This window comes from Streptomyces sp. NPDC026538 (genome assembly GCF_055567535.1).
The window spans coordinates 953,783-979,024 of record NZ_JBVHQG010000002.1 but is presented as its reverse complement, the minus strand read 5'-3'; the positions used below and the strand labels follow the sequence as shown (position 1 = coordinate 979,024).

General features: G+C 69.1%; 15 protein-coding genes and 1 pseudogene. 11 read left to right on the top strand and 5 right to left on the bottom strand.

Annotated elements, in window-relative coordinates:
* Positions 1 to 120 precede the first annotated feature (120 nt).
* The gene (locus ACZ4N4_RS11325) at positions 121 to 474 is read right to left on the bottom strand and encodes a TnsA-like heteromeric transposase endonuclease subunit (protein ID WP_467586969.1); all 354 of its coding nucleotides are present in this window, start codon (positions 472 to 474) and stop codon (positions 121 to 123) included.
* Positions 475 to 801: 327 nt separating this feature from the next.
* Between ACZ4N4_RS11325 and acnA the strand changes: the two genes are divergently transcribed.
* From acnA to ACZ4N4_RS11310, 3 genes are all read left to right on the top strand, one after another.
* Positions 802 to 3,516: an aconitate hydratase AcnA gene (gene acnA / locus ACZ4N4_RS11320; protein ID WP_467586966.1), complete on the top strand. Its 2,715-nt coding sequence runs from the start codon at positions 802 to 804 to the stop codon at positions 3,514 to 3,516.
* 142 nt (positions 3,517 to 3,658) lie between these two features.
* Positions 3,659 to 4,384: a response regulator transcription factor gene (locus tag ACZ4N4_RS11315; RefSeq protein WP_467586964.1), complete on the top strand. Its 726-nt coding sequence runs from the start codon at positions 3,659 to 3,661 to the stop codon at positions 4,382 to 4,384.
* Positions 4,381 to 5,892, top strand: coding sequence for a sensor histidine kinase (locus ACZ4N4_RS11310; RefSeq protein WP_467586961.1), 1,512 nt, complete (start codon positions 4,381 to 4,383; stop codon positions 5,890 to 5,892). Before ACZ4N4_RS11315 ends, ACZ4N4_RS11310 begins: the two co-directional genes overlap by 4 nt.
* 32 nt (positions 5,893 to 5,924) lie before the next feature.
* On the opposite strand, the gene ACZ4N4_RS11305 is transcribed toward ACZ4N4_RS11310, so the two are convergent.
* Positions 5,925 to 8,192, bottom strand: a complete 2,268-nt coding sequence (locus tag ACZ4N4_RS11305; RefSeq protein WP_467586958.1) for an NEW3 domain-containing protein — start codon at positions 8,190 to 8,192, stop codon at positions 5,925 to 5,927.
* A 420-nt stretch (positions 8,193 to 8,612) separates the two neighbouring features.
* On the opposite strand from ACZ4N4_RS11305, the gene ACZ4N4_RS11300 reads away from it, so the two are divergent.
* A complete protein-coding gene (locus tag ACZ4N4_RS11300; RefSeq protein WP_467586955.1) occupies positions 8,613 to 9,272 on the top strand; it encodes an MSMEG_1061 family FMN-dependent PPOX-type flavoprotein in 660 nt (219 codons plus the stop codon).
* Positions 9,273 to 9,450: 178 nt separating this feature from the next.
* Here the strand turns inward: ACZ4N4_RS11300 and ACZ4N4_RS11295 are convergent, their stop codons facing one another.
* Together ACZ4N4_RS11295 and ACZ4N4_RS11290 are read right to left on the bottom strand one after the other, a co-directional pair.
* Positions 9,451 to 9,906, bottom strand: a complete 456-nt coding sequence (locus ACZ4N4_RS11295) for a GNAT family N-acetyltransferase (RefSeq protein ID WP_453566168.1) — start codon at positions 9,904 to 9,906, stop codon at positions 9,451 to 9,453.
* Between the two features lie 40 nt (positions 9,907 to 9,946).
* Positions 9,947 to 10,354 (bottom strand): hypothetical protein, encoded by a 408-nt coding sequence (locus ACZ4N4_RS11290; protein ID WP_453566170.1) that lies wholly within the window; start codon positions 10,352 to 10,354, stop codon positions 9,947 to 9,949.
* A gap of 398 nt (positions 10,355 to 10,752) precedes the next feature.
* On the opposite strand from ACZ4N4_RS11290, the pseudogene ACZ4N4_RS11285 reads away from it, so the two are divergent.
* Both ACZ4N4_RS11285 and ACZ4N4_RS11280 read left to right on the top strand, forming a co-directional pair.
* Positions 10,753 to 10,991: pseudogene (locus ACZ4N4_RS11285) on the top strand (chitin-binding protein); the annotation flags it as partial.
* A 361-nt stretch (positions 10,992 to 11,352) separates the two neighbouring features.
* Positions 11,353 to 14,640, top strand: a complete 3,288-nt coding sequence (locus tag ACZ4N4_RS11280; RefSeq protein WP_467586952.1) for a GH92 family glycosyl hydrolase — start codon at positions 11,353 to 11,355, stop codon at positions 14,638 to 14,640.
* A 74-nt stretch (positions 14,641 to 14,714) separates the two neighbouring features.
* Here ACZ4N4_RS11280 and ACZ4N4_RS11275 read toward each other — a convergent pair whose 3' ends face one another.
* Positions 14,715 to 18,458 (bottom strand): GH92 family glycosyl hydrolase, encoded by a 3,744-nt coding sequence (locus ACZ4N4_RS11275; RefSeq protein WP_467587693.1) that lies wholly within the window; start codon positions 18,456 to 18,458, stop codon positions 14,715 to 14,717.
* Positions 18,459 to 18,882: 424 nt separating this feature from the next.
* Between ACZ4N4_RS11275 and ngcE the strand changes: the two genes are divergently transcribed.
* From ngcE to ACZ4N4_RS11250, 5 genes are all read left to right on the top strand, one after another.
* The gene (ngcE, locus tag ACZ4N4_RS11270; RefSeq protein WP_453566176.1) at positions 18,883 to 20,334 is read left to right on the top strand and encodes an N-acetylglucosamine/diacetylchitobiose ABC transporter substrate-binding protein; all 1,452 of its coding nucleotides are present in this window, start codon (positions 18,883 to 18,885) and stop codon (positions 20,332 to 20,334) included.
* Positions 20,335 to 20,362: 28 nt separating this feature from the next.
* Positions 20,363 to 21,289, top strand: coding sequence for a carbohydrate ABC transporter permease (locus ACZ4N4_RS11265; RefSeq protein WP_467586949.1), 927 nt, complete (start codon positions 20,363 to 20,365; stop codon positions 21,287 to 21,289).
* Between the two features lie 4 nt (positions 21,290 to 21,293).
* Positions 21,294 to 22,217, top strand: a complete 924-nt coding sequence (locus ACZ4N4_RS11260; RefSeq protein ID WP_453566182.1) for a carbohydrate ABC transporter permease — start codon at positions 21,294 to 21,296, stop codon at positions 22,215 to 22,217.
* A 294-nt stretch (positions 22,218 to 22,511) separates the two neighbouring features.
* Positions 22,512 to 23,711 (top strand): ROK family transcriptional regulator, encoded by a 1,200-nt coding sequence (locus ACZ4N4_RS11255; protein WP_450764885.1) that lies wholly within the window; start codon positions 22,512 to 22,514, stop codon positions 23,709 to 23,711.
* Between the two features lie 122 nt (positions 23,712 to 23,833).
* Positions 23,834 to 24,937, top strand: coding sequence for a sugar ABC transporter substrate-binding protein (locus ACZ4N4_RS11250; RefSeq protein ID WP_467586945.1), 1,104 nt, complete (start codon positions 23,834 to 23,836; stop codon positions 24,935 to 24,937).
* The last annotated feature ends 305 nt before the right edge of the window (positions 24,938 to 25,242 follow it).

The following is a 25,242-nucleotide window of genomic DNA, read 5'->3' as shown; positions in this document are numbered from 1 at the left end:
GGCGGACGTAGGAGTCGGGCTTGCCCCACCCGCTGTGACGTGCTCACCGCGCACCACCTTCGGGCGGCTGGAGGGACTTTCCCCGGAGGAGATGCGCGTCGCAAAGTGGTGGGTTGCCGGTCAGCTCAACCCGGCCCGGCACTCCGTCGTCCAGCAGTCGAACCAGTGCAGCCAGAACGGCTGCGACGAGATACCCGCCACATCCGGGTCGAAGTCGAGGCCGATCAGCACCGCCCGCTCCAGCCACGACTCGTAGCCCACATGCGTGTCTGTCGTCGCGGTCCACCACCAACCGGTGAAGTTCTTCTGCCCCCGGTAGACAGGAAACGCCCGGGACGGGCGGCAGTCCTCGAACCGGACATGCCAGCACTGCGCCAGAGCCGAACGGACTACCCGGCCCACACCGTCGACGTACTCCACCTCAAACGGATCGGCCCCGCTCAGCGGGACCGCCGCAGCTACCGGATCCGCCATGCCCACCCCCGGCACCGCAACGTACGGACTCTCGTGAACGTACGGCGGGCAGCGGGGCACGTGGCCACATGGCCGAGATTTTCACTCGAACGTGACCAGGCCAAGTGAGACCTGGCCACCTCCACGGAGACAGAACAACGGGTCCGGGCATGACCATCCGGCGCCCGTGTACTAGAGTTATCTCGACATCGAGATATCTGCCTAGGCGCACCGTAGCCGCCACCTCTAGTAAGGCCTGCCTAACTTAGTCTGACCTTACTGGATCGGCCAAGTCGGCGTGGCGGCACGATTGACGGTGGTACGCGCACATCAATGAAGGAGACTGTCGTGTCGGCGAACAGCTTCGACGCCCGCAGCACGCTGCAGGTGGGCGACGAGTCGTACGAGATCTTCCGGCTGGACAAGGTGGAAGGCTCGGCTCGCCTTCCGTACAGCCTGAAGGTGCTGCTGGAGAACCTGCTCCGCACGGAGGACGGCGCGAACATCACCGCCGACCACATCCGTGCCCTCGGCGGCTGGGACTCGCAGGCCCAGCCCAGCCAGGAGATCCAGTTCACGCCGGCCCGCGTGATCATGCAGGACTTCACCGGCGTGCCCTGTGTCGTGGACCTCGCCACCATGCGCGAGGCCGTCAAGGAGCTCGGCGGCGACCCCGCGAAGATCAACCCGCTGGCCCCGGCCGAGCTGGTCATCGACCACTCCGTGATCGCCGACAAGTTCGGCACCCACGAGGCCTTCGCCCAGAACGTCGAGCTGGAGTACGGCCGCAACCGCGAGCGCTACCAGTTCCTGCGCTGGGGCCAGACCGCGTTCGACGAGTTCAAGGTCGTCCCCCCGGGCACCGGCATCGTCCACCAGGTCAACATCGAGCACCTGGCCCGCACGGTCATGGTGCGCAACGGCCAGGCGTACCCCGACACCCTGGTCGGCACCGACTCGCACACCACCATGGTCAACGGTCTCGGTGTGCTCGGCTGGGGCGTCGGCGGCATCGAGGCCGAGGCCGCCATGCTCGGCCAGCCGGTCTCCATGCTCATCCCGCGCGTCGTCGGCTTCAAGCTGACCGGTGAGCTCAAGCCCGGCACCACCGCCACCGACCTGGTGCTCACCATCACCGAGATGCTCCGCAAGCACGGTGTGGTCGGCAAGTTCGTCGAGTTCTACGGCGAGGGTGTGGCGGCCACGAGCCTCGCCAACCGCGCCACCATCGGCAACATGTCGCCGGAGTTCGGCTCCACCGCCGCGATCTTCCCGATCGACGACGAGACCCTCAACTACCTGCGTCTGACCGGCCGCAGCGACCAGCAGGTCGCGCTCGTCGAGGCGTACGCCAAGGAGCAGGGTCTCTGGCTGGACCCGAAGGCCGAGCCCGACTTCTCCGAGAAGCTGGAGCTGGACCTCGCCACCGTCGTCCCCTCCATCGCCGGCCCGAAGCGCCCGCAGGACCGTATCGTCCTCGCGAACGCCGCCGAGCAGTTCAAGAGCGACGTCCGCAACTACGTCGCCGACGACGACGAGGCGGGCAAGGAATCCTTCCCGGCCTCCGACTCCCCGGCCACCGCCAACGGTGTTCCGACCAACCCGGTCACCGTGACCGCCCCCGACGGCTCGACGTACGAGATCGACCACGGCGCGGTCACCGTCGCGGCCATCACCTCCTGCACCAACACCTCCAACCCGTACGTCATGGTCGCCGCCGCGCTGGTGGCGAAGAAGGCGGTCGAGAAGGGCCTGACCCGCAAGCCCTGGGTCAAGACCACCCTCGCCCCGGGTTCCAAGGTCGTCACCGACTACTTCGACAAGGCGGGCCTGACCCCCTACCTCGACAAGGTCGGCTTCAACCTGGTCGGTTACGGCTGCACCACCTGCATCGGCAACTCCGGCCCGCTGCCGGAGGAGGTCTCCAAGGCCGTCAACGACCACGACCTCGCGGTCACCTCGGTCCTCTCCGGCAACCGGAACTTCGAGGGCCGGATCAACCCCGACGTCAAGATGAACTACCTGGCCTCCCCGCCGCTGGTCGTCGCCTACGCGATCGCCGGCTCGATGAAGGTCGACATCACCAAGGACGCCCTGGGCACCGACACCGACGGCAAGCCGGTGTACCTCCAGGACATCTGGCCCACCGAGGCCGAGGTCAACGAGGTCGTGGCGAGCGCCATCGGCGAGGACATGTTCAACAAGTCCTACGCCGACGTCTTCGCCGGCGACGCCCAGTGGCAGTCGCTGCCGATCCCGACCGGCAACACCTTCGAGTGGGACCCGGAGTCGACGTACGTCCGCAAGCCCCCGTACTTCGAGGGCATGGCGCACGAGCCGTCCCCGGTCACCGACATCGCCGGTGCCCGCGTGCTGGCCAAGCTGGGCGACTCGGTCACCACCGACCACATCTCCCCGGCCGGTGCCATCAAGGCCGACACCCCGGCCGGCAAGTACCTCACCGAGCACGGTGTGGAGCGTCGTGACTTCAACTCCTACGGCTCCCGCCGAGGCAACCACGAGGTCATGATCCGCGGTACGTTCGCCAACATCCGCCTGCGCAACCAGATCGCGCCGGGCACCGAGGGCGGCTACACCCGCGACTTCACGCAGGCCGACGCGCCGGTGGCGTTCATCTACGACGCCTCCCGCAACTACATCGAGCAGGGCATCCCGCTGGTCGTCCTGGCCGGCAAGGAGTACGGCTCCGGCTCGTCCCGCGACTGGGCCGCCAAGGGCACCGCGCTGCTCGGCGTCAAGGCCGTCATCGCCGAGTCGTACGAGCGCATCCACCGCTCGAACCTGATCGGCATGGGCGTGCTCCCGCTGCAGTTCCCGGAGGGCGCCACCGCCGAGTCCCTCGGTCTGACCGGCGAGGAGACCTTCTCCTTCACCGGTGTGGAGGAGCTCAACAACGGCACCACGCCGCGCACGGTCAAGGTCACCACCGACACGGGCGTCGAGTTCGACGCGGTCGTCCGGATCGACACCCCCGGTGAGGCCGACTACTACCGCAACGGCGGCATCATGCAGTACGTGCTGCGCAGCCTGCTCCGCAAGTAGCCTCAAGGGGCCTGTGAGGGCCGCGTCCCCGGTCAGCCGGGGGCGCGGCCCTTCGTCGTACCTGTGCGCGGCCGCCGCGGAACATCGCCAGGGCTCAGCCGGAACACAGCGTTCCCCCAGCTGACCGGCACAGACTTGATACATGGCTGCCACCGCAGGGTCCCGAACCGGCCGAGTCCGCGTTCTGATCGTCGACGACGAGCCCGGTCTCACCGAGCTGCTGTCCGCCGCCGTCGCGGACGCGGGCCGGCGCCCCTACCCCGCGCTCGACGGACAGACGGCCCTGCGGCTGGCCCGCGGCTGCACCCCGCACGCGGTGGTGCTCGACGGGATGCTGCCCGACCTCGACGGCCTCCAGGTACTGCGCAGACTGCGCTACGAGATGCCGCGGCTGCCCGTCCTGATGCTCACCGCCCGCGATGCCGTCGAACACCGTATCGACGGCCTGGAGGCGGGGGCCGACGACTACGTCACCAAGCCCTTCTCCGTGGCGGAGGTGATGCTGCGGCTGCGCGGGCTGCTGCGCCGGGCCGGCAGCGAACAGCACCCCGCCGACGACTCCGTACGCGTCCTGGGCGACCTGGTGCTGACGGGGGAGTCCCGCGAGGTACGGCGGGCCGGCACCCCGGTCAGGCTCACCGCCGAGGAGTTCGACCTGCTCAGCCTGCTCCTGGACCATCCACGCCAGGTGCTGAGCAAGGCCCAGATCCTCGACCACGTCTGGAGCATGTCCTTCGACGGCGGCGGCAACCTGGTCGAGGTCTACGTCTCCGGTCCGCGCCGCAAGATCGACCGGGGCCGGACGCCGGTGATCCACACCGTGCGCGGCATGGGATACGTCGTACGGGCCGTGGAGGACGGGAGATGACCGCCCGGCTGCGGAGCCGGTCGCTGCGCACGCGGCTGCTCGTCTTCATCACCGCCGTCCTGGTCTGCGTCTGCGCCGTGCTGGCCCTGACCACCGCCTTCGCCCAACGCGCCTACCTGATGGGCGACCTGGACGACCGGGTGAGCGACGCGGTCGAGCGCAACGCGGGTGGCGCCGCGCTGCATCCGGAGCTGACCCGCGACCTGACCTTCCTCAACGAGGGCGGCCAGCCGGCCGGCATGCTCGCCGCCCGCATCGACACCAGGGGCGAGATCCTCAGCGCGGCCGTGGTCACCCAGGACGCGCCCCCGCGTTCGCTCACCGCCGCCCAGACCGCCGCTCTCAGGGGCATCGTGCCGAACGGCTCGCCGGACACCCGCACGGTCCCCGGCCTCGGCACCTACCGGGTCGCCGCCCTGGACGCCAGCGGGGTCCGCGTCGTGACCGGCCTGCCGATGGACGACGTACTGGACATGATCGGAGACCTGGTCGAGGTCGAGGTCGCGGTCGCCACAGTCGGTCTCACGGTCGCCGGCTGCGTGTGCGCGGTGGTGATACGACGACAGCTGCGCCCCCTCGGCCGGGTCGCCGCCACCGCCGTCGAGGTCTCCCACGCGCCCCTCGGCCACGGCCAGGTCACCGGCCTGACCCGGGTCCCGGAACGGGACACCGAGCCCGGCAGCGAGGCCGGCCAGGTCGGCGCCGCCCTCAACCGCATGATCGATCATGTCGAGGCCTCGCTCGCCCAACGCCGGCACAGCGAGGAGCAGGTGCGCCGCAGCGAGGAGCGCATGCGCCGCTTCCTGGCCGACGCCAGCCACGAACTGCGCACCCCGCTCGCCTCGATCGCCGGGTACGCGGAGCTGATGAACCGCGGCACCGACCGCATCGAACCGGACCTGGCCTGGCGCCGGGTCAACGCCGAGTCGGCCCGGATGCGCAGCCTGGTCGAGGACCTGCTGCTGCTCGCCCGCCTCGACGAGGGACGCGCGCTGCAGTCCGCCGAGGTCGACATGGCCGCACTGGTCGCGGAGGCGGTGTGGGACGCGAGGGCGGCGGGCGCGGCACACGTCTGGCAGCTCGAACTCGACCTGGACGGCCCGGCGCTGGTCCTGGGCGACGAGGCCCGGCTGCACCAGGTGGTGGCCAACCTGCTGGCCAACGCGCGGGTGCACACGCCCGCGGGTACGGCGGTGACCGCCACGGTCGAGACCACCGCCGCCACCTGCGTGATCCGCGTCCACGACGACGGACCGGGCATCGCGCCGGAACTCCTGCCCGCCGTCTTCGAACGCTTCACCCGGGCCGACTCCTCCCGGACCCGCGCCGGTGTCCGGGAGGGCGGCTCCGGTCTGGGCCTGGCCATCGCCGCGGCCATCACCACGGCCCACGGCGGCCGGATCGACGTGGCGAGCCGGCCGGGCCGTACGGAGTTCACTCTGGAGCTCCCGGTGGCCGAACTCCGGGCCGCCGGAACGGCGATGCGCGCCCGCACGGCGCCGGTCTGAGAAAGCACCGGGCGCCGCGCGGACGACACCCCCTAGGGGGTGGTGGTGAACGTGTCGAAGTCGGCCTCGCCGGTGGTGCCCGAGGCGTGCGAGGTCTGGGTGAGGCCGACGTCCTGGGTGGCCGCGGCGGTCGGGACCGTGACCGTGCCGACCAAATTCCAGGTGGCGTCGTCGGTGGAGTAGTAGCCGCTGTACGTGGTGCCGTGCCGGACCAGCTTCAGCCACGAGGGGTAGGTGGCGGTCCCGGTGGAGTCCTGGGAGTCCAGCCGCCCGTCACCGTCGCTGTCCCAGTCGAGGAGGTAGCCGTTGCCGGGGGTCACGACCAGGGCCAGGTAACCGGGGGAGGTGTCCGGCCGGGTGATGTCGTTGCGGACCATGATCCCGGCCTTCGCCCAGACGTCCGTGTCCGCCTGGGAGTCGATCTTCACGGTGGTCGTGGAACCGTCGTGCTCGGCCCCCGGCAGGTAGACCGTCCCGTACTCGTTCGTCCCGTTGTACAGGTCGGCGCCCTGGGCACGGATGCCGAGCCTGGAGCCGGACTCGCTGAAGCTCGCCGTGGTGGAGGCGAAAGTGCGGTACGGAGCCGTCACCGGATGGTTGACGGTGATCGTGTCACCGGCCTTCAGCCCCGTGGCGCCGGCGGAGCGATGGCGGTAGGTCGCCGACCCGTGGAACGCGCTGGAGGCGAAGAGGTCGGCCGAGGGCGGGATCGAGACGCTGAAGGTGGCCTTCAGCGCGCTGCCGCCGTGGATCGTCCGGGCCCGGGTCTCGTCGCGCGTGGTGATCTTCGTGCCGGACGGCCCGGTGAGGGTCAGACCGGCGTCGGTGACCGGGCGGGAGCCGTTGTCGGACAGGACCGCGGTCACCTCACGCGTGGTGCTGTCGCTCGGCGCGGAGGCCCAGTGCAGTGCCAGCGAGACGTCGGGGGCCGCGCCCCGCACCACGTGGTCGCTGCCGTGGACCCGGTACAGGACCACGCCGTGCGGCGGCACGTCGGCGGCGATCCGGCCCGTCGACTCGGTCACCCGGGGGCTCCACAGATCCCGCAGGGAGTAGTCGCGCGCCGCCGGCAGACCCAGCGCGGCAGCGGTGGTGGCGACCTCCCGGGGCGCCGCGTCCGTGTTGAACAGGCCGACGACCACGTCCCCGTCGGGCTCGGTCTTGGCGAACACCTGGGAGTCGCCGTTTCCGGAGATCCGCCGGGCGTCGATGCCGTCCTGGTCGACCGCGAGGACGTCGGTGTTCTTCAGCAGGGCCAGGTCGGCCGGGTCGAGGTGGGTCAGATCGGTGCCGAGCATGAGCGGGGAGGCGGCCAGTGACCACAGGCTCAGCTGGGTCCTGCGCTCGTCCGGGGTCAGCCCGTCGTGGTCGCCGTTGCCGATCTCCAGGGAGTCGTAGTCATTGTAGCCGCCGGGACCGCCGTACGGCGCCCACGCGGCGACCTGGTCGAACCGGGAGGCGACGGAGGCCCAGGTGGTCAGCGGGTAGCTGCTGCCGTCCGGTCCGCAGTAGCACTCGATGTCGCCGCCGGTGCGCCAGCCGTTGGACAGCCTGGCCCAGGTGGCCGCGTTGTTGATGTCGAGGCTGTTGGACAGCTCCAGGTGGATGGGCCTGCCGGTCCCTCGCAGGGCGTCGGACCAGGCCTGGACGTCCTGTTCGTCGGGGGTGCCGACGCCGTCGATCTTGAGATAGTCGATGCCCCAGCCGGCGAACTGGCCGGCCCAGGAGTCGATGAACGCCTGTGCGCCGGGCTTGCCGTAGTCGATGCCGACCATGCCGCCGCAGTTGTAGTTGTTCTCCGTCGTCGTGGTGGCGATGTCCTGGGCGTGGTACGGCGTTCCCTGGATCGCGGTGTTCTGCGCGACTGCCTGCCGGGAGATGCCCGGAGTGACATAGAGCCCGAACTTCAGCCCGAGGGAGTGGACATAATCGGCCACGACCTGGATGCCGTTCTCGCCACCGCGGGGCGGGAACTTGGCGGGATCGGTGACCCACCGGCCGTACTGGTCGACGTCCGGACCCTGGCTGCCCGGGCACTGGTACCAGAAGTCGTCGACGTTGGCGTACACGAACCCGTTCTTCGCGAGGCCGCTCGACTTGAGCGCCTTGGCCTGCGACTCGATGGTCCCTGCGGTCGGATTGCGCCGGACGAAGCTCCAACTGCTCCATCCGAGGGCGGGTTTGAGTCCGACACCGTTGTCATCGGCTTGCGCCGGCTGGCTGCCGGTCGCGGTGAGCCCCATCGTGAGCAGCAGCGCTCCGGTCAACGCGGCCAGCGTCCCGCGTATGTGTCTCCTCATGAGTTCTTCCTCCATCGCAGCGCCCTGACAGCGCGACGGCCGGTATCGGAGGGTCGGGATCCGGCCGGGAAGGCTGCTCGCGCGACCCACCTGACTGACTCAGAAAACGTCAAGAACCAACTTCGTGGGCGCGACAAGTGAACATGACCGAACGCCAGTCACCACCGGTGCGCTTGGCCAAAAAAGAGTCAAGTCTGTGGGCTCACTGTGGCACCGCCCGGCGACCGCGATGGCCCCCGACCCCAGGGCGCGGCCCTGGCCGTGGCTGATCGTCCGCCGACGCGCCCGGACTCACGGCGGGCCACCCGGTGAGGGCGGGTCCGGCGGCCGGCTCGCCCAGCTGCCGGTACGACAGGCCGTCCTTGTGTCCCGGCGTTCACCGACCAAGACCGATCCAGGTCGGCCCATTAGGGTCGAGGCATGACGACATCCCTTGCCGGCAGTGCCTTCGATTCGCTGCGCCTCGACGCGGTGCCCGACCAGGAGGCGCTGCGCCGGGTCTACGACCTCCCCGGCGACGCGGCCGTGCGCAAGCAGATGACCGAACTCACCGAGCAGACGCGGCGGTTGATCGGCTGTTCATCGCTGGTCCTGGTCGCCAGCGCGGACGCCGAGGGCAACTGTGACGTCTCCCCGCGCGGCGGCCCCGCCGGGTTCGTCGCCGTCCTGGACGCACGGACGGTGGCGATACCCGACGCGACCGGCAACAAGCGTCTGGACACCCTGCAGAACGTCATCGCCACCGGACGGGCCGGGCTGCTGTTCGTCATCCCGGGGCGCACCACGACCCTCCGGGTGAACGGCCGGGCCTGCGTCTCCACCCGCCCGGAGCTGCTGTCGCAGCTGACCGCCGTGGGCAAGCCGCCGGCCAGCGCGCTGGTGCTGGGGATCGAGGAGGTCTACCCGCACTGCCCCAAGTCGCTTCTGCGCAGCGGGGCCTGGAAGCCGGAGCAGTGGCTGCCGGCAAACGCCCAGCCGACCTCTGCCGAGGTGACGCTGGCCCAGCTGCGGATGCCGGAGCTGACGATCACCGACATCCAGCAGGCGGAGGCGGACTCGCTGAAGTACCGCTACGAGTGACGCGCCGGCCGGCGGTCGCCGAACCGCCGGCCGGCCGAGCCCCCGGGCCGGCACGCCGGCCGCGACATCGGTGCCCCGCCTCCGGGACGGCGGACCTGGTCCGAGTTGGGCCGCCGGCTGCCGGCCGTCCCCCACCGTCCGACCGACTCGCCGCCCGGAAGCCCGTGGTCCCTTCCGGTCAGGCGGTGGACCACTTGAGGTGGACGGCGGTCTGGTGGAACCCCAGGGTGCGATAGAAGCCGGCCGCCCTGCGGGTCGGCACGGTCACCTCGACGTCCTTCGCCTCCCGGGCCCGCGCCTGTACGGCCCGGATCAGCGCGGTACCCGTACCGCGCCCGCGCGAGGGCGCGTCCACGGTGAGTTCGAGCAGTTCGAGGATGGTTCCGCCCGCGAAAAGGGTGGGCATGCGCAGTGCGAGCGCGTACCCGACCACACCCGGGTCCGCCTCCGCGACCAGGAACTCGGCCGTGCCGTCCGCGGCGGCCGCGACGATCCGGGGGAACGTGACGGCGTCGAAGACCGCCCGGTCGGGCCGATGGCTCGTCACGAACCCGCTCAGCAGGCGGTAGACGGCGTCGGAGTCCGAGGGGGTGGCGTCGCGGACGGTCATCTCGTCGAACATCACGGTGCTCACCCCGCCGAGACTACGGCCGACGGTGTCTGCCGTCAGGGGATCAGTCGTAGGGGTTGATCGACCCGCCGGACGAGCTGCAGTTGTCGAAGGTCGTGTCGCGGCAGACCGTCACCCAGAGGCTGTGGATGCCGCCGTCCAGGCTGCCCGGCAGGCTGCCCCAGGTGGTGGTGGTGCCGCACCCGCTGGTGTTCCAGTGGTTCGGGTACTGGAAACCCGGCACGGTGACGTAGAAGAACACCGGGTGGGCGTCGCAGGAGGTGTCACTGAGTTTCACGTTGCGCAGGGTGAACGACTCCGAACCGGTCCAGTCGACGGTGAGCGAGACGGAGGCGCCCGTGGTGCTGGCGCTGAGCGGATCGTTGTCCGCCGCGTTGGCCGTGCCCGGCGTGAGCCCCAGGGCAGCGGCCGCGAGGCCGGCGGCGATGGCGGCGATGCCACGCTTCTTCATGATTCCTCCCGTGTTTTCGAGCGTTGTCCGGTCGTGTGCTCGGTGCGAGGTGTCCTCTCCCACCCGGCGGCAGCAGGCTGTCGGCGCGGCCGGGTGGGTGCCAAGGAGTTCCGGGGGCCCTGGGATGCCGGGATGGCGGTGGCGTGTTGAACTGCGGGATCGCGGAGTCGCTGGGATGTCGCTGGGACGGCCGCCCGCCGGACACCGGCCGCGAGTCCGGGCGTCGGTGTCACCTCCGGAACGGCGGACCCGTCCCTGCCGTTTACAGTCGCTCGCGTCCGCGCTAACTTCACAGAGAGTGGGGTGGGAGCGCTCCCACCAGCTTCGCCGGACCGGAACCCGTCGAGGCGTCGGGCCCGCTTCCGCCCCGCGTCCGTCTCCTTGCCCCGCGTACGGCCGGTCACCCCACACAGACCTGCACGGCCACCCGGACCACGGCCAACAGCCGGCCCGGCGGCCACCAGCCCGAGGCCGCCGTCACCAACAGCGGTGACGTGGCCTGTGGAACGGCGACGTGATGGTCCACAACGTCGACTGGAACGGCTCGCTCAGCCCCGGGCAGAGGGCGGCCTTCGGCTACGTGGTCCAGGGCGACGGCGCGGACACCGCAACCGCCCGGCCGTGCCAGGTCGGTTGACGTCGCCGGTGGCCGCTCTGGGCGGACCCGGTGTCGGTGCACACCGGGTCCGCGAGCCGGGCAGGGAGGGGGGTGGGGTACCTGCCCGGGGGGAAGTGGCTCGAACTGCCTCTTGCGCGCCGTGCTGTTCGGCTTGTGTCAACGCTATGGAACACGACAACGTTGTCTGATGGTCGGTACATGACTCTACCGCCTCAACCGACAACGATGTCAACCCACTTCGGGTAGCCCGACCGGGTGAACCGGGGCGGTGCCTGTCCGGGGCATGCGGTCTTCCGTGCTACGGGTGGCGCACGTTACTGTCCCTGCGGCTTGTGCGACCTGTGGTGCGCGACCCGTCCGAAGGAGGAGGGGCCGCGTCATGCGTTTCCGTCCCATGTCCCTGCTGCTGGCCGCGGTGCTCGCGACCGGCGGCGCCACCCCCGCCCTCGCGGCGACCGCGAGCGGGGTACCCGAACGAGCCCCCGAACTGGTCAAGGACCCCACGGCGTACGTGGATCCGCTGATCGGCACCAAGAACGGCGGCGACACCTTCCCGGGCGCCGTCGTGCCGTTCGGCATGCTCTCCTGGAGCCCGGAGAACACCAGAGGCGACGCGACCAGAACGGCCGCGCCCGGCGGCTACCAGTACGACGCCACCCGCATCCGGGGCTTCAGCCTCACCCATATGTCCGGCACCGGCTGCGCCGGCGGCAGCGGCGACATCCCCTTCTTCCCGTACGCCGGTGAGGTCACCTCGTCCCCGGCGAGCGACACCAAGGACGCCGTCTACGCCTCGGACTTCGGTCACGCCGACGAGACCGCCGAGCCCGGCCACTACAAGGTCGGCCTCGCCTCCGGCGTCACCGCCGACCTCACCGCGACGGCCCGCACCGGCTCCGGCCGCTTCACCTACCCGGCCGACAAGCCCGCCTCGCTGCTGATCCGCACCGCCAACTCCGAGGTGGGCTCCACGGATTCGTCGGTCACCATCGACCCGGCGACCCGCACGGTCTCCGGCTCGGTCACCTCCGGCGACTTCTGCGGCTACCTCGACCCCGAGGGCCAACGCGCCTACTACACCCTGTACTTCACCGCCACCTTCGACCGCGCCTTCAAGACCACCGGCACCTGGCAGGACGACAGGCTGACCCCAGGGTCGACGAGTACGACCGGCGGCACGGGCGGGTTCACCAACGGCGGCCGTCCCGTCGCGGGCAAGGGCGCGGGCGGCTACGTCGAGTTCGAGCCCGGCACCGGCCCGGTCGGCGTCAGGGTCGGTATCTCGTACGTCAGCCAGGCCGGCGCCCGGGCCAACCTCGCCGCGGAGAACCCGCCGAAGAGCTCCTTCGACGCCGTCGAGGACGCGGCGCACCGGGCCTGGCGCGACCAGCTCGGCGCGATCAAGGTCGGCGGCGGCACCGACGCCGAGCGGACCACCTTCTACACCGCGCTCTACCACTCCCTCCTGCACCCGAACGTCATCAGCGACGCCGACCGCCGATACACGGGCAGCGACGGCAAGGTGCACAAGGTCGGGCGGGGCCACGAGGCGCAGTACGGCACCTTCTCCGGCTGGGACATCTACCGCTCCCAGGTCCAACTGCTCACTCTCCTCAACCCCCGCACCGGCTCGGACATCGCTCAGTCCCTCTACGAACTCGCCCAGCAGAACGGCGGGATCTGGGACCGATGGCTGCACGGAGCGAGCGGCACCCACGTCATGAACGGCGACCCCTCGCCCACCGCCCTGGCCGGCATCCGCGCCTTCGGCGGCACCGACTTCGACCTGAACGGCGCCCTCGACTCCCTCGTCCAGGCGGCGACCGTACCGACCGCGCAGGACCTGTCCTCCTCGGGCAAGCCGGTGCTCTCGGCGGGCCAGCGCCCCTCCCTGGACAAGTACTTGAAGCTGCACTACATGCCGTCCGTCTCCAACGCCTGGGGCGGCGCCGCCGAGACGCTGGAGATGTCCACGGCGGACTTCGCGCTCTCCCAACTCGCCACGGCGGCAGGGAGGAAGAGCACGGCGAACGACTTCGCCAAGCGCGCCCAGTGGTGGCAGAACAACTTCAACATCGCCGCCGACCCCACCGGCGGTTACATCGCCAACCGCAAGGCGGACGGCAGCTGGGTCACCGGCTTCACCCCGGGCACCGGCAACGGCTTCGTCGAGGGCACGGCCGCCCAGTACACGTGGATGGTCCAGCACAACCCGGCGGGCCTCTTCGCGGCGATGGGCGGCACGAACAAGGCACTGGCCCGCCTGGACTCCTTCTTCCACGAGGCGGACGGGAGCTGGGCCTTCACGGGCAGCGGCGGCGACAAGTCGGAGCTCGACAACGAGCCGTCCGTCAACGTCCCCTACCTGTACGACTACGTGGGCGCGCCCTACCAGACGCAGGAGACGGTCAGGGCGGCCATGAAACAGCTCTGGACGACCGATCCCGCCGGCATCCCCGGCAACGACGACCTCGGCGAGATGTCGTCCTGGTACGTCTTCTCCGCGCTCGGCATGTACCCCCAGGTCCCCTCCCGCGCCGAACTCACCCTCGCCTCACCCCTGTTCGAGCGCATCGAGATCAAGCGCCCGCACGGCAACGACATCTCCATCCGCGCGAAGGGCGCGGCGACCGACGCCCCGTACATCCAGTTCCTGAAGGTCAACGGCCGCACCAGCGACCGCCCTTGGCTCTCCTCCTCGATCGTCAGGAACGGCGGCACCCTCGACTACACCCTCGCCACCACCCCGAACCGAACCTGGGGCAGTGACCCCGCCGACGCCCCGCCGTCCTTCCGCGTCGGCGAACAGCCGTACCAGATCGGCGTCGGCCCGACCACGGCGACCCTCGCCCCCGGCGCCACCACCAAGGTCGACATCCGGGCCCTGTCGCTGAGCGGCGGCACCGGACCCGAGGTCCGCTACAGCGTCGAGGCCCCCACCGGAGTCACGGCGACCCCCGCCCAGGGCACGGTCGTCGACGGCTCGCAGGACATCACCCTCACGGCCGCCGACGACGTCACACAGGGCTTCTACGACGTGAAGGTCACCGTCACCTCGGGCGACACGTCGTACGAGCAGCCGGTGTCCCTCACGGTCGCCGCCCCCGGCACCCTGCTCGCCGCCTACGACAACACCGGCGTCTCGGACGACGTCGGTGACCACGACGAGGGCGACTTCGACGGCGGCGGCTGGAGCTACTCCCGCCAGGCCCTCGCGGCGGCCGGCCTCACCGCGGGTGCCCAGGGCACGGTCGACGGCCTGGCCTACACCTGGCCGAGCGCCCCCGCCGGCCGCCCCGACAACGCGACGGCCGCGGGGCAGACCGTCGAACTCGGCACACCCGCGGACAAGTTGTCCTTCCTGGGCAGCGCCACCAACGGCAACCAGTCCGCCCCGGCGACCGTCACGTACACCGACGGCAGCACCGGCACGGTCGACCTCGCCTTCACCGACTGGACGGTCGGCGGCGGAGGCGGCACCGTCCAGTACGGGAACGAGACCGTGGCGAGGACCGCGTACCGCAATGTCGCGGGCGCCGACAAGGACCCCGTGGCCACCTACGTCTTCGCGACCAGGCCTTTCGAGGCGCCGGCGGGTAAGAGCATCAAGAGCGTCCGGCTCCCCAAGAACACCGACCTGCACGTGTTCACCCTCGCCACCGGCTGAGACGGCGCAACCCAAAAAGAAGGGGGGCGGACCCGACGGGCCCGCCCCCCTTCTTCTGGCCTCCGTGCCGTGCCTCAGGCCAGCAACTCCACCTCCGCCAGCGTCGAAGCGCCGTCCAGGACGAGCCGGTAGTGCGCGTACGTCCCGGGCGTGCGGACCGTGAACGCCCGGGTCTGCAGGTTCCAGGCGAAGGTCTCGTCCGACCGCCGGTCCACGGTGCGCCAGTGGGTGCCGTCCGTCGAGGCCTGGAGGGTCCAGCCCGTCGGGGCCCTGGTGTGGTCCGCCGGTGAGGTGAGCGTGTACTGGATCCCCTTGACCGACCGGGTCACCGGCAGGTCCACCGAGGCCACCGTCTGCTCCGTCGCCGAGGTGTCGTCGAACAGGGAGCCGTCACCCTTCAGGACGTCCGCGCGCGGAACCGGGATCTTGTCGTCCTTGGTGATCGAGACCGGGCCGGCGTCCTTGCCGGTACCCCACGTCGACGGCTTCGGGCCCATCGTGAAGTCGATGATCCCGCCCTTGGAGATGAGCGAGTGGGGGAGCGAGGTCGACGTCCAGATACGGCCGTTGACCCGCACGCCCTGCACGTAGACGTTGGTCGCGCTGTTGCGCGGCGCCCGGATCACCAGGTCCCGGCCGTTCTCCAGGTGGACCGTGGCCTTCTTGAACAGGGGCGAGCCGATCGAGTAGTCGCCGCTGCCCATCACCAGCGGGTAGAAGCCGAGGGCCGAGAAGAGGTACCAGGCCGACTGCTCGCCGTTGTCCTCGTCGCCGTGGTAGCCCTGGCCGATCTCGCTGCCCAGGTAGAGCCGGGAGACCGCCTCGCGGACGTAGGCCTGGGCCTTCCAGGGCTCGCCGGCCGCGTCGTACATGTAGATGACGTGGTGGGCGACCTGGTTGGAGTGGCCGTACATGCCCATCCGGACGTCCCGGGCCTCGGTCATCTCGTGGATGACCCCGCCGTAGGAGCCGACGAAGTCGGCGGAGGCCGTCTCGGGCGTCGCGAAGTACTCGTCCAGCTTGTCCGCGAGTCCGGACCGGCCGCCGTACACGTTGGCCAGGCCCCGGCTGTCCTGCGGAGCCGTGAAGGCGTAGCCCCAGCCGTTGGTCTCGGTGTAGTCGTAACCCCACACCCGCGGGTCGTACGACGAGGAGTCCACCCGCCACCTGCCCTGGGCGTCCTTGCCCTGGAAGAAGCCGGCCTTGGAGTCGAAGAGGTCCACGTAGTCCTGGGCGCGGTTGAGGAAGTAGTCCGACTCCTCCTTGTAGCGCTTCTCGCCGGTTTTCCTGTACAGGGCCAGGCCCATCTCGGCGATGCCGTAGTCGTTGACGTACCCCTCCATCGCCCAGGACAGGCCCTCGCGGGTGTCGTCGCTGGTGTAGCCGAGGAAGGGAGAGGTCGACATGCCCTTGCGGCCCACGCCGGAGGAGGGCGGGACGACCGTCGCGTTCTTCACGGCCGCCTCGTAGGCCGCCTTCGCGTCGAAGTTGACACCCTTGACGTAGGCGTCCGCGAACGCCACGTCCGAGGAGGTGCCGGTCATCAGGTCGGCATAGCCGGGGGAGGACCAGCGCGAGGTCCAGCCGCCGTCCTTGTACTGCTGCACGAACCCGTCGACCATCTCACCCGCCTGACCTGGTGTCAGGAGTGAGTAGGCCGGCCAGGTCGTGCGATACGTGTCCCAGAAGCCGTTGTTGACGTACACCTTGCCGTCCACGATCTTCGCGCCGGTGTGCGTCGGGGTGTCCTGGCTGGTCATCGGCGAGAAGGGGGAGGCGTACTGGTCCTTCGAACCGACCTTTTCGAAGCCCGAGTTGGGGTACAGGTACAGCCGGTACATGCTGGAGTAGAGCGTGGTCAGCTGGTCGGCCGTGGCGCCCTCCACCTCGACCTTGCCGAGCAGCTTGTCCCAGGTCTTCCGGGCGTGCGCCTTGACCGTGTCGAAGGTGGCGCCGTCCGGGATCTCCTGGCGCAGGTTGTCCTGGGCCTGGTCGACGCTGATGAGGGAGGTGGCCAGGCGGAGCGTGACGGTGTGGTCGGCGCCCGCGTCGAAGCGCAGATAGCCCTTGACCCCGCTGGAGTCGCCGCCCGTCACCGGCTTGTCGAAGACGCCGTAGACGAACAGGCGGGTGGCGCCGGTCGACAGGCCGGACTTGACGTCCGAGTAGCCGGTGACGATCCCGTGCTCCTTGTCCAGGGTCAGGCCCGCCTGCTCGGTCACGTTGTCGAAGATCACGCTCGCGTCGTCGCCCGGATAGGTGAAGCGCAGCGCGGCCGCGTGGTCGGTGGGCGCTATCTCGGCCTTGAGTCCGTTCTCGAACCGCACCCCGTAGTAGTACGGCCGCGCGGTCTCGTTCTCGTGCCGGAAGGCCAGCTCCCGTGCCTCCCGGCCGGTGTCCGGGTTGCCGGCGGCGACGGACGGCATCAGCTGGAAGGTCTGCCGGTCGCCCATCCAGGGGCTGGGCTCATGGCTGGCGCTGAACGCCTGGATCGTCGGCAGGTTGTCGTCGTTGTTCGCCCGTGCGTACTCGTACAGCCAGCTCTCCGAGGACGCGTTGGTCACCGGCGTCCAGAAGTTGAAGCCGTGCGGCAGGGCCGTCGCCGGGAAGTTGTTGCCGCGCGAGAAGCTGCCGCTGGAGTTGGTGCCGCGGGTGGTCAGCGCGTAGTCGGACAGATGCGCCTTGGGTTTCTCGGGGGCGACGCGCTCGATGTTCACGTCGTCGATCCAGCCCCGGAACTTGGCCGGGCCCGCGGGCGAGTCGTAGCCCACCAGGATCCGGTCGACGGTCTTGCCGGCCGCGACCGAGCCGATCACCGAGGAGACGTCGTTCCACTGGTTGACGTACAGCCCCTTCGACGCGCCCTGGCCGCGCGGCGACAGCGCGAACCCGTGCTGGTCCACCGCCCCGAGGCCGCTCAGGTAGGTGCCGTCGGTGAAGGCCAGGTCCACGGAGACGTTGGTGGCGTCGTAGTCGAGGTCGCCGTCGGCCATCGAGGGGAAGATCCGGTACGAGAGCCGGGTGTCCCGCCGGACCTTCACGTTCACGTCGAAGACCCTGTTGTACGAGTACGCCCGTCCGCTCGCGGTGTGCCGGCCCGCGTAGCGCAGCGCATGGGTCCCGGTGAAGCCGGCCCGGGCCTTCGCGGTCGGTGAGCCGCTCGGGCCCTTGTCGACCAGCGAGAGCATGTCCTGGGGCACCGGACCGCCGCTGCCGCCCGTGGAGAACTGGACGTCGGCGATCTGCAGGATGTCCGGGGCGCCGTTGTTCTTCGTGACGTCGAGCCGGAAGTGCTGGTACTCGGCGGGTGCCGAGAGGTCGTACGTCCTGGTCTGGAACCGCTCGGTGAAGCCTTCGCCCGTGCGGGTGTCGACGGTCTTCCAGTCCTTGCCGTCCGTCGAGCCCTGGAGGGTCCAGTCGGCGGGGTCGCGCTCGGCGTAGTCGTTCGCCGAGGTGACGGCGTACGTCACCAGTTTGATGGGCTTGTCGAAGTCGAACTCCGCCCAGCCGGTCGGCTCGAAGGTGAGCCACTTGGTGCCCGGTTCGCCGTCGACGAGGTTCTCCTTGACCTCCCCCGCGCCGGTGTTCTCGCCGCTGGCCCGCATGTCGGTCACGTGGTCGGTGACATTGCCGGGGATGCCGGTGCTGTAGCCGCCGTCGACCCCCGAGGCGCGCGGTGCGCCGGTGGGGTCCGTGTCGACCGTGTCGGTCCAGTCCGGTGACGGATCGCCAGACTCGAACGAGGATGCGAACTCTGTCGCGGCGGCCGGTGCCTTGGCCGGCAGGGCGACCGCGGCCCCCTGGGAGCCCAGGGTCATGACTACGGCGGCCGCGATCACGACCGCCGTACCAGATCTGTGTCCTGTTCTTCGCTGCGTTCTCCGCTGCATCACAACGGGTACCCTCCCTGCCACATGAGACAACGTTGTCAGATGCGTGGCGCAGGAACCAGTAGGTGGTCAAGTGGTCCGTGATGTCAAGGGTGTTGGCTGCGGCATTCAGGGGTCTATGTCGGCTCTTTTTCCGGCAAGCCGTACACAGCTCGCTCAGATTTCCGACAGGTCTCAACTAGGAAAAGACCCTTGGCCAACCTTGCATTCGATCTTGCCCCGCTGGCGGGAAGTGGACTATACCTGTCGGCGTTTCCTGAGTGACTTCCTGCACGGCCCAGCACGACCCGACCGCGGTGCCGGGGAGGATCCGGTTCACCGCCTGAGTCCTGGAGAGGGCGAGGACTTGAGCATGGGATCCACATCCGCAGCCAGTCATGGTTCCGAAGGCGTCGGCCGCCGCGATCTGATCAAGCGGTCAGCCGCGCTCGGCCTGATTTCGGTCCCCACCGTCGGATTCCTCTCCGCCTGCGCGAGCAGCGGCGGAGGCGGCCAGTCCAAGGACAAGGCCGGCAAGAAGACGGCCAAGAACCCGCTCGGCGTCAACGACACCGCCAAGATGGAATTCGTCCTCTTCGACGGCGGTTTCGGCAAGGAGTACGCCGAGGACGCGGTGAAGATCTACCAGAAGGACTTCCCGAAGGCCAAGGTCAAGTTCTCGGCCACCCAGAAGATCCAGTCCACCCTGCAGCCCCGCTTCAACCAGGGCACCCCGCCGGACCTCATCGACAACTCCGGCGCCGAGCAGATGGACATGGGCGTGCTGGTCGGCAAGAAGCAGCTGGCCGATCTCACCCCGCTCCTCGACGCGCCGTCGTACGACGACCCCAACAAGAAGGTCCGCGACACGCTGCGCCCCGGCATCGTCGAGATGGGCCAGTTCGACGGCGACCCGGTCTGGATCATGTACTACGCCTACACGGTGTACGGCGTCTGGTACTCGCAGAAGGCGCTGGACTCGCTCGACGCGGAGTACCCGCAGACCTGGGACCAGATGCTCGCCGTCTGCGAGAAGGCCAAGAAGAAGGGCATGGCCGGCTGGACGTACGCGGGCAAGTACCCGTACTACATCCCCTTCTCGCTGTACCCGATGATCGGCAAGGTCGGCGGCGTCGAGGTGCTGAACGCGATCGACAACCTGGAGCCGAACGCCTGGAAGCACCCGGCCGTCAAGGCGTGTTTCGAGGCCTACTACGAGCTCTACAAGAAGGGCTACGTCCTCAAGGGCACCCCCGGCCTGGACCACATCCAGTCACAGACCGCCTGGGCCCAGGGCAAGGCGCTGTTCATCCCGAACGGCTCCTGGGTGGAGAACGAGTCGGCGAACGTCATCCCCTCCGACTTCAACCTCGCCGTCTCCGCGCCCACCGGCATCGACAAGAGCGACAAGATGCCGTTCGGCACCATCTGGGCCTCCGGCGGCGAGCCGTTCATCGTCCCGGCCAAGGCGGCGAACGCCGAGGGCGGCATGGAGCAGTTGCGCATCATGCTCAGCGAGGCGTCCTCCAAGAACTTCACGTCGAAGGTGAAGTCGCTGACCGCGTACAACGGCGGCACCGACGGCATCACCCTCACCCCGGGCCTCACCTCCGGCGTCGCCGCCCTGAAGCTGGCCGGGTCGAACGTGGTCAACCCGCGGCTCCAGGACTGGTATGTGCAGCTTCAGAAGGAGAAGATCGGCGTGGCCGGCCTCGGCGAGATGATGGCCGGCCGACTGACCCCGGCGGAGGCCATCAAGAAGATCCAGGGCTATGCCGACGAGGCGGCCAAGGACACCTCGATCAAGCACTACAAGCACCAGTAATACCCCCCCTCACGGCACCGGAGTGGCGATGCAGCACGGCAAGTACCGGTTCATTGTGGGGTTTCTGGCGTTGCCCCTCGGACTGTACGCGCTCTTCGTGGTCTGGCCGTTCATCCAGTCCATCTACTACTCGTTCACGGACTGGACCGGCCTGAGCCCCGATTTCAAGATGGTCGGCCTGGACAATTACAAGAGGATGTTCCATGACGACATCTTCTGGAAGTCCTTGCAGCACAGCTTGATGTTCGCGGTCGTGCTGCCGCTGGTGACGATCAGCCTGGCGCTGTTCTTCGCCTTCATGATCAATGTGGGTGGTCGCAGAAGGAAGGGCGGCCCGGTCGTCACCGGTGTCCGGGGCTCTTCCTTCTACAAGATCGTCTATTTCTTCCCGCAGGTGCTCTCGATCGCGATCGTCTCGCTGCTGTTCGCCTTCGCGTACAACCCGGACAGCGGCGCGATCAATTCACTGCTCCGCGGAATTGGTCTGGACAATATCCAGCCGCTGTGGCTCGGCGACCCGAGCCTGGCGCTGTGGTGCGTGATGGCCGTACTGGTCTGGTCCACGGTCGGTTTCTTCGTGGTCCTCTTCTCGGCGGGCATGGCGTCCATCCCCACGGATCTCTACGAGGCCGCGCTGCTCGACGGCGCCGGCCGCGCGACGACCTTCTTCCGCCTCACCCTGCCGCTGCTGTGGGACACCGTGCAGTCCGGCTGGGTCTACATGGGCATCCTCGCGCTCGGCGCCGAGTCGTTCGCAGTCGTACAGATCATGACGACCGGACCGGGCGGTCCCGACTACTCGACGACCGTGATGGTCCTGTACGTGTACCAGAAGGCGTTCCGGGACGGTCAGGCCGCCTACGCCACCACCATCGGCGTCGCCCTGCTGGTCGTCACGCTCGCCTTCGCGGCGATCGTGATGCGGCTGGGCCGTCGCGAGCGGCTGGAGTACTGAAGCGATGACGACGACCGAGACCGACGCCCCGATGCCGACCGGCCCGGACGTGCCCGTGGCCAAGACCGAGGTCCCCGCGGCCAGGCCGTCCCGGCGCAGGCGCGAGGGCGGGATCCTCAACGTCTTCTCCCACGGCGTCCTGATCCTCTGGGCGATCATGGTGGTCATGCCGCTGGTCTGGGCGGTGATGACCTCCTTCAAGGACGACAGGTCCATCTTCAGCTCGCCGTGGGCGCTGCCGGACAAGCTGCACTTCGACAACTGGTCGCGGGCCTGGACCCAGGCCAACATGAGCGACTACTTCCTGAACACCATCCTGGTGGTGGGCGGTTCGCTGATCGGCACGCTGGTGCTCGGCTCGATGGCGGCCTACGTCCTGGCCCGCTTCGACTTCCCGGGCAACCGCTTCATCTACTTCCTGTTCATCGGCGGCATGAGCTTCCCGATCATGCTCGCGCTGGTCCCGCTGTTCTACGTCGTGAACAACATGGGCCTGCTGAACACCATCCACGGCCTGATCCTGGTCTACATCGCGTACTCGCTGCCGTTCACGGTCTTCTTCCTCACGGCGTTCTTCCGCACCCTGCCCACCTCGGTGGCCGAAGCCGCCTTCGTCGACGGCGCCTCGCACACCCGCACGTTCTTCCAGATCATGCTGCCGATGGCCAAGCCCGGCCTGATCAGCGTGGGGATCTTCAACTTCCTGGGGCAGTGGAACCAGTACATGCTCCCGACGGTCCTCAACACGGACCCCGACAAGCACGTCCTCACCCAGGGTCTGGTCCAGCTGGCGGTCAGCCAGGGTTACAAGGGCGACTGGTCGGGCCTGTTCGCCGGCCTGGTGATGGCGATGCTCCCGGTCCTGGCGGCGTACATCATCTTCCAGCGCCAGGTGGTGGCGGGCCTGACGGCGGGAGCTTTGAAGTAACGGAACGTTTGCGCCCCGAAAGGGGCGCGGGGAACTCCGCGACCAGCCACGACGGCCCCGCACCCACACTCCGCGCGCGCCCTCCAACCTGCTGACCAGTGGCCTAGACATGTCCACCGCATGTCCCTCAGGCGACCCCCGAACCGCCAACGATTTCTGTCAAGGACTTGACGGCGGTAACCCGTTCAGCAGAGCTTGGAGTTCATAACTTGTAAGTGGCCCGGTCTCAGTGAGGTGACCTGGGTCACGTTGGCGGCACCGTGGCCGCCTCCGATGGCGGGAGTGGATGGGTCGATGGAGACTCCGGGGTCGCAGTCGTCGCTGCACCGAGCCAACCTGGAACGTGTCGTACGGGCCGTACGACTGGCCGGATCGCTCACGCAGGCGGAGATCGCGCGCACGACCGGCCTGTCGGCGGCGACGGTCTCCAACATCGTGCGCGAGCTCAAGGACGGCGGAACCGTCGAGGTCACGCCCACGTCGGCGGGTGGCCGCAGGGCCCGCAGCGTGAGTCTGAGCGGTGACGCAGGCATCGTCATCGGGGTCGACTTCGGCCATACCCACCTGCGCGTCGCGATCGGGAACCTGGCCCACCAGGTGCTGGCCGAGGAGTCCGAACCGCTCGACGTGGACTCGTCGTCCAGCCAGGGCTTCGACCGGGCGGAAGAGCTGGTCAACCGCCTGATCGCGGCGACCGGCGTGGACCGTTCGAAGATCGCCGGCGTGGGCGTCGGCGTCCCCGGACCGATCGACGTCGAGTCCGGCACCCTCGGCTCCAGCGCCATCCTGCCCGGCTGGATCGGCGCGAGACCCGCCGAGGAGCTCAGACTCCGTCTCGGCGTCCCCGTGCACGTGGACAACGACGCCAACCTCGGAGCCCTGGGCGAGCTGGTCTGGGGCAGCGGCAAGGGCGTGCGTGATCTCGCTTACATCAAGGTCGCGAGCGGTGTCGGCGCCGGTCTGGTGATCAACGGGAAGATCTACCGGGGCCCTGGCGGCACGGCAGGCGAAATCGGACATATTACACTCGATGAATCCGGCCCGGTCTGCCGCTGCGGCAATCGTGGCTGCCTGGAGACCTTCGCGGCGGCCCGCTATGTGCTGCCACTGCTCCAGCCCGGTCACGGCACCGACCTGACCATGGAAGGCGTCGTACGGCTGGCCCGGGACGGTGACCCCGGTTGCCGTCGGGTGATCGCCGACGTCGGCCGGCACATCGGCAGCGGTGTGGCCAATCTCTGCAACCTGCTGAACCCGAGCAGAGTGGTCCTCGGCGGCGACCTCGCCGAGGCCGGAGAACTGGTCCTGGCGCCGATCAGGGAGTCCGTGGGGCGCTATGCGATCCCCAGCGCCGCCCGGCAGCTCTCGGTGCTTCCAGGGGCCCTTGGCGGCCGTGCGGAGGTGCTCGGCGCGCTCGCTCTCGCTCTCAGCGAGATGGGCGATTCGACCCTTTTGGACGGCTCGTTGCCTGCCGTTGCACCTGCCTTCACTTAGAGAACGAATGGCGCCGTTGCCATCTCGTTAAGTATTTACTTCTTGACGTCGAAGTCACGGCCGAGTTGACTTCCAGCCACCTCGGCCGCAGCGTTGCGGCCCTGTCAGGGAGGCACCCCCAAATGAACGCAACGATGCGTAGAGTCGTGATCGGCACCGCCGCGGTTTCCATGGCGCTGTCCGTCGCCGCCTGTGGCAAGGCCGGCGACGACAAGAAGAGCGACTCGTCCAGCAGCAGCTCCTCCGGTGGCAAGACCATCGGTCTGCTGCTCCCCGACAGCGTGACCGCGCGCTACGAGAAGTTCGACCACCCGTACTTCGAGGCGCAGGTCAAGTCGCTGTGTGCCGACTGCACCGTCGACTACGCGAACGCTGCGGGTGACGCGGCCAAGCAGGCCCAGCAGGTCAGCACCATGGTCACCAAGGGCGTCAAGGTCATCGTGATCTCCGCTCAGGACTCCGCGGCCATCAAGTCCTCCATCGACGCCGCCGTGGCCAAGGGCGTCAAGGTCGTCGCGTACGACCGCCTCGCCCAGGGCAAGGTCTCGGCCTACGTCTCCTTCGACAACGTCAAGGTCGGCGAGCTGCAGGGCCAGGCCCTCCTCGACGCCCTCGGCTCCAAGGCGACCACCAAGTCCAAGGTCGTCATGATCAACGGTGACGACGCCGACCCGAACGCCGCCCAGTTCAAGGCGGGTGCCCACAAGGCCCTGGACGGCAAGGTCAACATCGCCTACGAGCAGTCCGGCCTGTGGAAGGACACCGTCGCCGCGCAGAAGGTCAAGGCGGCCATCACGCAGCTCGGCGCCAAGAACATCGCGGGCGTCTACTCCGCCAACGACGGCATGGCCGGTGGTATCGCCACCACCCTCAAGGGCGCCGGCATCAGCGGCATCCCGCTGACCGGTCAGGACGCGGAGCTCGCGGGCATCCAGCGCATCGTCGCCGGCACCCAGTCCTCCACCGTCTACAAGGCGTTCAAGCCGGAGGCCGACGCCGCCGCCACGATCGCCGTGGACCTGCTGCAGGGCAAGAGCATCTCCTCGCTCGCCACCACCACGCAGACCAGCGGCTCCGGCGACAAGGTGCCCTCCCAGCTGCTGACCCCCGTGTCGGTCACCAAGGCCAACATCACGGACACCGTGATCAAGGACAAGCTGTACACCGTCGCGGACATCTGCACCGCCGAGTTCGCCAAGGCCTGCAAGGCCGCCGGCCTGCAGTAGTCCGGCCCTGGAGCCGTCCGGCTCCGGCCGTCAGCGCCCGGGTGATCGCAGTACGACACCCGGGCCCCGGCCGCCCGACGCACCACCCGGTCCTTCCGCAAGGGCCCCGTCCGTCCGGCGGTCTCGCGAACCCCTCCGACGCCCGCTCCGGCCTTCATACCCCGCTGCCGGAGCGGGCGTCGGACGGACCCGTTGCCAAGCGCAGCGGATTCGCGCATGTTCATCTTGTAAACCACGTGCGTACACCGACCAACCTGAGGTACCGCACGGCCCTCCGCGCCTGGTCACACAAGCGCGGCATCCCC

Bases quoted from the DNA above. Each gene is read 5' to 3' on its own strand.
- ACZ4N4_RS11325 (WP_467586969.1), bottom strand. From the start codon at position 474: ATGGCGGATCCGGTAGCTGCGGCGGTCCCGCTGAGCGGGGCCGATCCG.
- ACZ4N4_RS11315 (WP_467586964.1), top strand. From the start codon at position 3,659: ATGGCTGCCACCGCAGGGTCCCGAACCGGCCGAGTCCGCGTTCTGATC.
- ACZ4N4_RS11310 (WP_467586961.1), top strand. From the start codon at position 4,381: ATGACCGCCCGGCTGCGGAGCCGGTCGCTGCGCACGCGGCTGCTCGTC.
- ACZ4N4_RS11305 (WP_467586958.1), bottom strand. From the start codon at position 8,192: ATGAGGAGACACATACGCGGGACGCTGGCCGCGTTGACCGGAGCGCTG.
- ACZ4N4_RS11300 (WP_467586955.1), top strand. From the start codon at position 8,613: ATGACGACATCCCTTGCCGGCAGTGCCTTCGATTCGCTGCGCCTCGAC.
- ACZ4N4_RS11290 (WP_453566170.1), bottom strand. From the start codon at position 10,354: ATGAAGAAGCGTGGCATCGCCGCCATCGCCGCCGGCCTCGCGGCCGCT.
- ACZ4N4_RS11280 (WP_467586952.1), top strand. From the start codon at position 11,353: ATGCGTTTCCGTCCCATGTCCCTGCTGCTGGCCGCGGTGCTCGCGACC.
- ACZ4N4_RS11275 (WP_467587693.1), bottom strand. From the start codon at position 18,458: ATGACCCTGGGCTCCCAGGGGGCCGCGGTCGCCCTGCCGGCCAAGGCA.
- ngcE (WP_453566176.1), top strand. From the start codon at position 18,883: ATGGGATCCACATCCGCAGCCAGTCATGGTTCCGAAGGCGTCGGCCGC.
- ACZ4N4_RS11265 (WP_467586949.1), top strand. From the start codon at position 20,363: ATGCAGCACGGCAAGTACCGGTTCATTGTGGGGTTTCTGGCGTTGCCC.
- ACZ4N4_RS11260 (WP_453566182.1), top strand. From the start codon at position 21,294: ATGACGACGACCGAGACCGACGCCCCGATGCCGACCGGCCCGGACGTG.
- ACZ4N4_RS11255 (WP_450764885.1), top strand. From the start codon at position 22,512: ATGGAGACTCCGGGGTCGCAGTCGTCGCTGCACCGAGCCAACCTGGAA.
- ACZ4N4_RS11250 (WP_467586945.1), top strand. From the start codon at position 23,834: ATGAACGCAACGATGCGTAGAGTCGTGATCGGCACCGCCGCGGTTTCC.